Origin of the sequence: Bradyrhizobium hipponense (assembly GCF_008123965.1) — a bacterium.
Lineage (GTDB): Bacteria > Pseudomonadota > Alphaproteobacteria > Rhizobiales > Xanthobacteraceae > Bradyrhizobium > Bradyrhizobium hipponense.
The window spans coordinates 1-4,992 of sequence record NZ_VSTH01000290.1 but is presented as its reverse complement, the minus strand read 5'-3'; the positions used below and the strand labels follow the sequence as shown (position 1 = coordinate 4,992).

General features: G+C 64.0%; 7 protein-coding genes. 6 read left to right on the top strand and 1 reads right to left on the bottom strand.

The window, feature by feature from the left end:
* Positions 1-140: 140 nt before the first annotated feature.
* The 6 genes from FXV83_RS42020 (at position 141) to FXV83_RS41995 (ending at position 3,816) form a co-directional block, all read left to right on the top strand.
* Positions 141-569: a PaaI family thioesterase gene (locus FXV83_RS42020; protein ID WP_148745854.1), complete on the top strand. Its 429-nt coding sequence runs from the start codon at positions 141-143 to the stop codon at positions 567-569.
* Positions 570-728: 159 nt separating this feature from the next.
* Positions 729-1,193 carry a 50S ribosomal protein L13 gene (rplM, locus tag FXV83_RS42015; protein ID WP_148745853.1) on the top strand — a complete coding sequence of 155 codons (465 nt, stop codon included), beginning with the start codon at positions 729-731 and terminating at the stop codon, positions 1,191-1,193.
* A gap of 2 nt (positions 1,194-1,195) precedes the next feature.
* Positions 1,196-1,672 (top strand): 30S ribosomal protein S9, encoded by a 477-nt coding sequence (gene rpsI, locus FXV83_RS42010; RefSeq protein WP_148745852.1) that lies wholly within the window; start codon positions 1,196-1,198, stop codon positions 1,670-1,672.
* Positions 1,673-1,901: 229 nt separating this feature from the next.
* Positions 1,902-3,122 (top strand): GGDEF domain-containing protein, encoded by a 1,221-nt coding sequence (locus FXV83_RS42005; RefSeq protein WP_148745851.1) that lies wholly within the window; start codon positions 1,902-1,904, stop codon positions 3,120-3,122.
* Positions 3,123-3,181: 59 nt separating this feature from the next.
* A complete protein-coding gene (locus FXV83_RS42000; protein ID WP_148745850.1) occupies positions 3,182-3,418 on the top strand; it encodes a hypothetical protein in 237 nt (78 codons plus the stop codon).
* 101 nt (positions 3,419-3,519) lie between these two features.
* The gene (locus FXV83_RS41995) at positions 3,520-3,816 is read left to right on the top strand and encodes an antibiotic biosynthesis monooxygenase family protein (protein ID WP_148745849.1); all 297 of its coding nucleotides are present in this window, start codon (positions 3,520-3,522) and stop codon (positions 3,814-3,816) included.
* A 6-nt stretch (positions 3,817-3,822) separates the two neighbouring features.
* On the opposite strand, the gene FXV83_RS41990 is transcribed toward FXV83_RS41995, so the two are convergent.
* Entirely contained in the window at positions 3,823-4,968 is a 1,146-nt protein-coding gene (locus FXV83_RS41990) for an AI-2E family transporter (RefSeq protein WP_148745848.1), read from the bottom strand.
* Positions 4,969-4,992 lie beyond the last annotated feature (24 nt).

The window sequence follows — 4,992 nt, the reverse complement described above, 5'->3', positions numbered from 1 at the left end:
TCTCCCGCAGCAGGATCGGCGGTTCCGGGGAGGGGGTGCGGGCGGGCTGGACGGACATTGAAGATTCCGCTTGGGTTATTGCAGTTGGATGACGCAGATAACTTAATGTAACAGGCGACGTGAAGCGAGGGTGAGGGGGCATGGCGTTAGCAAAAATGAGCGTGGCGGAGCTCGAGCTGTTTCTCCGTGACGAGTTTCCCCAGGCCTTTAGTGGCGGCGACATCACGATCGAGAGTGCGGACGGCCAGACCTGCCTTTTGCGCCAGCGTTACAGCGAAAAGATGCTGCGGCCGGGCGGAACCGTGTCGGGTCCGACGCTGATGGCGCTGGCGGATTTCGGGATGTATGTGGTGCTGCTATCGGCGATCGGGCCGATCGGGCTCGCGGTCACCACCAATCTCAACATCAACTTTCTGCGCAAGGGCCAGCCCGGCCAGGACGTGCTCGCGGAGGCCCGCCTTCTCAAGCTCGGCAAGCGCCTGGCGGTCGGCGAGGTAAATCTGTTGTCGGGAACGTCGCCCGATCCGATTGCCCATGTCACATCGACCTATTCCATTCCAACTGTTTGAGGTTTTTGCAGGTAATATAGCACCATATTTTTAAGCCAATGATTTTGTTGAATTAATTTCCGTCTTTGGGCATTGACCGCTGCGCGTCTCTTCTCTAGAAAACCGCGCAGTCCGGTGCGGTGTTCGCGCCGATGTCTCCCCGTCCACGGAAACTCCGATATGAAAACCTTTTCGGCAAAGCCGGCTGAGGTGACGAAGAAGTGGGTGCTGATCGACGCCAAAGGTCTGGTCGTCGGCCGCCTCGCCACCATCGTCGCCATGCGCCTGCGCGGCAAGCACCTCCCGACCTACACGCCGCACGTTGATTGCGGCGACAACGTCATCATCATCAATGCGCAGCATGCGGTCCTTACCGGTCGCAAGCGCGAGCAGAAGACCTACTACAAGCACACCGGTTATGTCGGCCACATCAAGGAGCGCACCGCGCGCCAGATCCTCGAGGGCAAGCATCCCGAGCGCGTGCTCGAGAAGGCCGTCGAGCGCATGATCCCGCGTGGTCCGCTCGGTCGCGTGCAGATGGGCAATCTCCGCGTCTATGGCGGGGCCGATCATCCGCACGAGGCGCAGACGCCGGAAAAGCTCGATATCGCCAAGTTGAACCGCAAGAACACGAGGGCCGCATAACCATGGCCGAATCCATTCAGTCGCTCGACCAGCTCTCGCAGCTCAAGACAGCCGCGCCCGACGCACCCAGGCACGAGAAGAAGGTCGACAAGTTCAACCGCGCCTACGCCACCGGCAAGCGCAAGGACGCGGTCGCCCGCGTCTGGATCAAGCCGGGCGCCGGCAAGGTCACTGTCAACGCGCGTGAGGTCGAGGTCTATTTCGCCCGTCCCGTGCTGCGCATGATGATCGAGCAGCCGTTCGTCGTGGCAGCGCGTGCCGGCCAGTACGACGTGGTCTGCACCGTCGCCGGCGGCGGTCTGTCCGGCCAGGCCGGTGCCGTGCGTCACGGCATCTCCAAGGCGCTGACCTATTTCGAGCCGGAGCTGCGCACAGTGCTCAAGAAGGGCGGCTTCCTCACCCGCGACTCCCGCGTGGTCGAGCGCAAGAAGTACGGCAAGGCCAAGGCCCGCCGGTCCTTCCAGTTCTCGAAGCGTTAATCGCTTCGGTCACATTCGTCGCGAAAGCGGCTTCAATGAGATGCAAAAGGGCGCTGATTTAAGCGCCCTTTTTGTTGTTCGTTTGTATGCAAATTGATGGCGTGTTTCCGGAAAACTTGGCCTTGCATGAAAACCTGAATGGAACTCGCGGGACATAGCGTCGCATTTGGAAGGGCGCGCAAATCGGCTGGGCCGGTCGCGTAACTGCTATGTTTAAGAGGGGGCCGACATGATGTCGCTCGATAGCATCACGCTCTATTTGGTCGCCACCATGGTTGCCGCATTGCTCGGCGCCATGATGGTGTTTTTTGGCAGGCAGGAGAACAGCTCTGCACTGAAATGGTGGGGCACGGCGTATCTTCTCGGCGCTGCCTCCGTCGCGCTGTGGACTGCGGCCGGCGACAAGCTCGGTCCGCAGCTCTATCTGGCGCTGAACGCGGTCGGGTTCGTCGCCTGCGGCATGGTGTGGAATGCGGCGCGCGTCTTCCATGGCCGCAAGCCGCACTGGCCCGGCCTCGTGCTCGGCGCGCTTGCGTGGGTCGCGGCCGTGACGCTGCTCGATCCCGCGGCATCCATGCTGCGCATGATCATTGGCGCCGGCATCGTCTCGCTCTATGCGGCGCTGACCGCGAGCGAGCTCTGGGTCGAACGGCGCAAGAGCCTGCAGCGCCGCTGGCCGGCCTTCGTGGTGCCGGTGATGCACGGCTGCGTGTTGATGCTGCCGATCCTGATCGGCAGCTTCCTGCGCCCGAACGACGCCGGCTTCTCCGGCAGCATCTGGGTCACTGTATTCGCGGTCGAGCTCGTGCTCTATGCCGTCGGCACCGTGTTCGTGATCTTCATGCTGGTGTCGGAGCGCACGGTCACCGCGCACCGCACCGCCGCGTCGACGGATCCCCTGACCGGCATGCTCAACCGCCGCGGCTTCTCGGAGGCCTGTACGCGCGTGATCGAGCGCGAGGCCAAGGCCGGGCGCCCCGTGACCGTCATGATCTTCGACATCGACCATTTCAAGTCGATCAACGATCGCTTCGGCCATCCCGCCGGCGACGAGATGCTGAAACTGTTCTCGACCATCGTCGTCAGCAATTTGCGCATCTCCGACCTCTCGGGCCGGATCGGCGGCGAGGAGTTCGCGGCGCTGCTGCCGTGCTCGTTGGAGGAGGGCGTGCTGGTTGCCGAGCGCGTACGCGAGGCGTTCGAGACCTCCGGCATCGTGGTCGATGAAGGCCCGGTCGATACCACGGTCAGCATCGGCGTGGCCGGCGGTCCGGCCGGCACCGAACTCGAGGTGTTGCTGGCTTCGGCCGACACCGCGCTCTACCAGGCCAAGCGCGGCGGCCGCAACCGCGTCGAGGCGGCGGAGGAGCTGCCGCTGTCGCTGGAGAACTGGCGGCGCCAGAGCGCGGCGCGTGTCAGTGTGCCGCGACCGGAACCGGCCACGGCCTGACCCCCGGCGAGGCCTCGCGGTAATCGCTTGTTTACCATTCGATCCCTACCATTGCGGTCATGGAATCGATCCGTCGACAGAACCCGCAGGCCGCGCTGATGTCGCTCGAAGCCGCTGCGGCCTCGGCGCGCGGCGGCTTCGCCTGCGTGTTCTCCACCGCCGACGAATACGAGACGGCGCTGATCACCGAGCGCCGCGCGCAGGGACGCTATATCCAGAGCCGCAGCTACTGGCCGGTCGCGCTGTTCGTCGGTTGCGCGCTCATCGTCGCAGGCACCGTTCTGCTGCTCGCCTGAGCCCGCCCGCATTTTCAGCCGATCAGGGCGCCGTTCCGGCGCCTTTTTCTTTGTCTCCGGCTGCGGTAGATACGCCCATCGAACAAAAAGGGTGGAAACCGATGATCACCGAGATCGCGCAAATCGACGTCAAGCCGGGCAGCGAGAAGGACTTTGAAGCCGCCGTCGCCAAGGCCAAGGCCGCCTTCGGCCGCGCCAAGGGTTTTCACGGTCTCGAGCTGCACAAATCCATTGAGAAGCCGCAGCGCTACCGGCTGATGGTGAAGTGGGAAACGCTGGAAAACCACACTGTCGATTTCCGCGGCTCGGAGAATTTTGCCGAATGGCGCGGCCTCGTCGGCCAGTATTTTGCCTCGCCCCCCGAGGTCGAGCACACCGAGACTGTGCTGACCACCTGAGCCGCCTCAGGCGGCTTCGGCCCGGAGCGTCGCCTCATACGTCTTGAAATGGTCGATCATAACCTTGGCGATGGCGACCAATGGCAGCGCCAAGGCCAGGCCCCAGATTCCGAACACGACGCCGAGCAGGATCTGGAAGGCGAACAGCGTGGCCGGCGGGATGTCCAGCGCCTGCCGCTGCAGCAGCGGCGTCAGCACATAGCTCTCCATCGCGTGCACGCCGAGGAACAAGATGAGGGCGGACAGCGCCGCGATCCACCCTGAGGCGAGGCTCGCCAGCACCACGACGACGCCGGCGATGATGGCGCCGACGGTCGGGATGAAGGCGAGAAGGCCGGCCTGGATTCCCAGGATGAACGAGCCGGGGATGCCGATGACGGCAAGCCCGATCCAGGTCACCGCGCCGACTGCGAGCATGACGATGATCTGGGCGATCAGCCAGCGCTCCAGCGTCTCGCTGATCCCGTCGATGATCAGGGTCACGCGGGTCCGATGCCTTGCCGGTGCGAGGAACAACAGGCCGTCATGATAGATGCTCGGCTGGGCGGCGAAGGCCAGCCCGAGAAACAGCACGATGAACACATTGCCGACGGCGTTGATGGTGCCGAGCAGCAGCTTGAAGGTCTGGCTCACGATCGCCCCGCCGCTGGAGGCGAGGGCGCCTGCGCCCGGCAACTGGCCGTGCGAGGGCGGGTTCGGGATGGGCGTGGTTGCCGCGTCCGTGGAGGCGGCGGGGGCGGCGCTGCCGAAATCGAAGAAGCTGGTATCGATGCCGTGGTTCTCGAGAAAGGACCTGACGTTGGTGATCTGCGACTTGATGGTTTTGCTGAGCAAGGAGGCCTGCTCGGCGATCGTTGCCCCGCCGAGATCGGCCACGCCTGCCAGCATCAGAGCAAGCGCGACGCAGACAATCGCAAGCCGCAGCGTATGCGGCAGGTGAACGCGGCGGCCGAGCGCGTTGGTCAGCGCGTTGAGACCGACGCCGAGCAGCATGCCGGTGAAGATCAGCAGCAGGGTGGTGGCAAAATACCAGGTGAAGGCGAGCAGCGCGGCGAACAGCACCACGCCAATGCCGCCGACCGAAATTGCCCAAGCCTGATCTCGAGCCAGATCGGTGCGGGTCCGGAGCCGTTCGTCTGCGGGAATGGTCACGTCACGTCCTTTTCGAACTGTCTC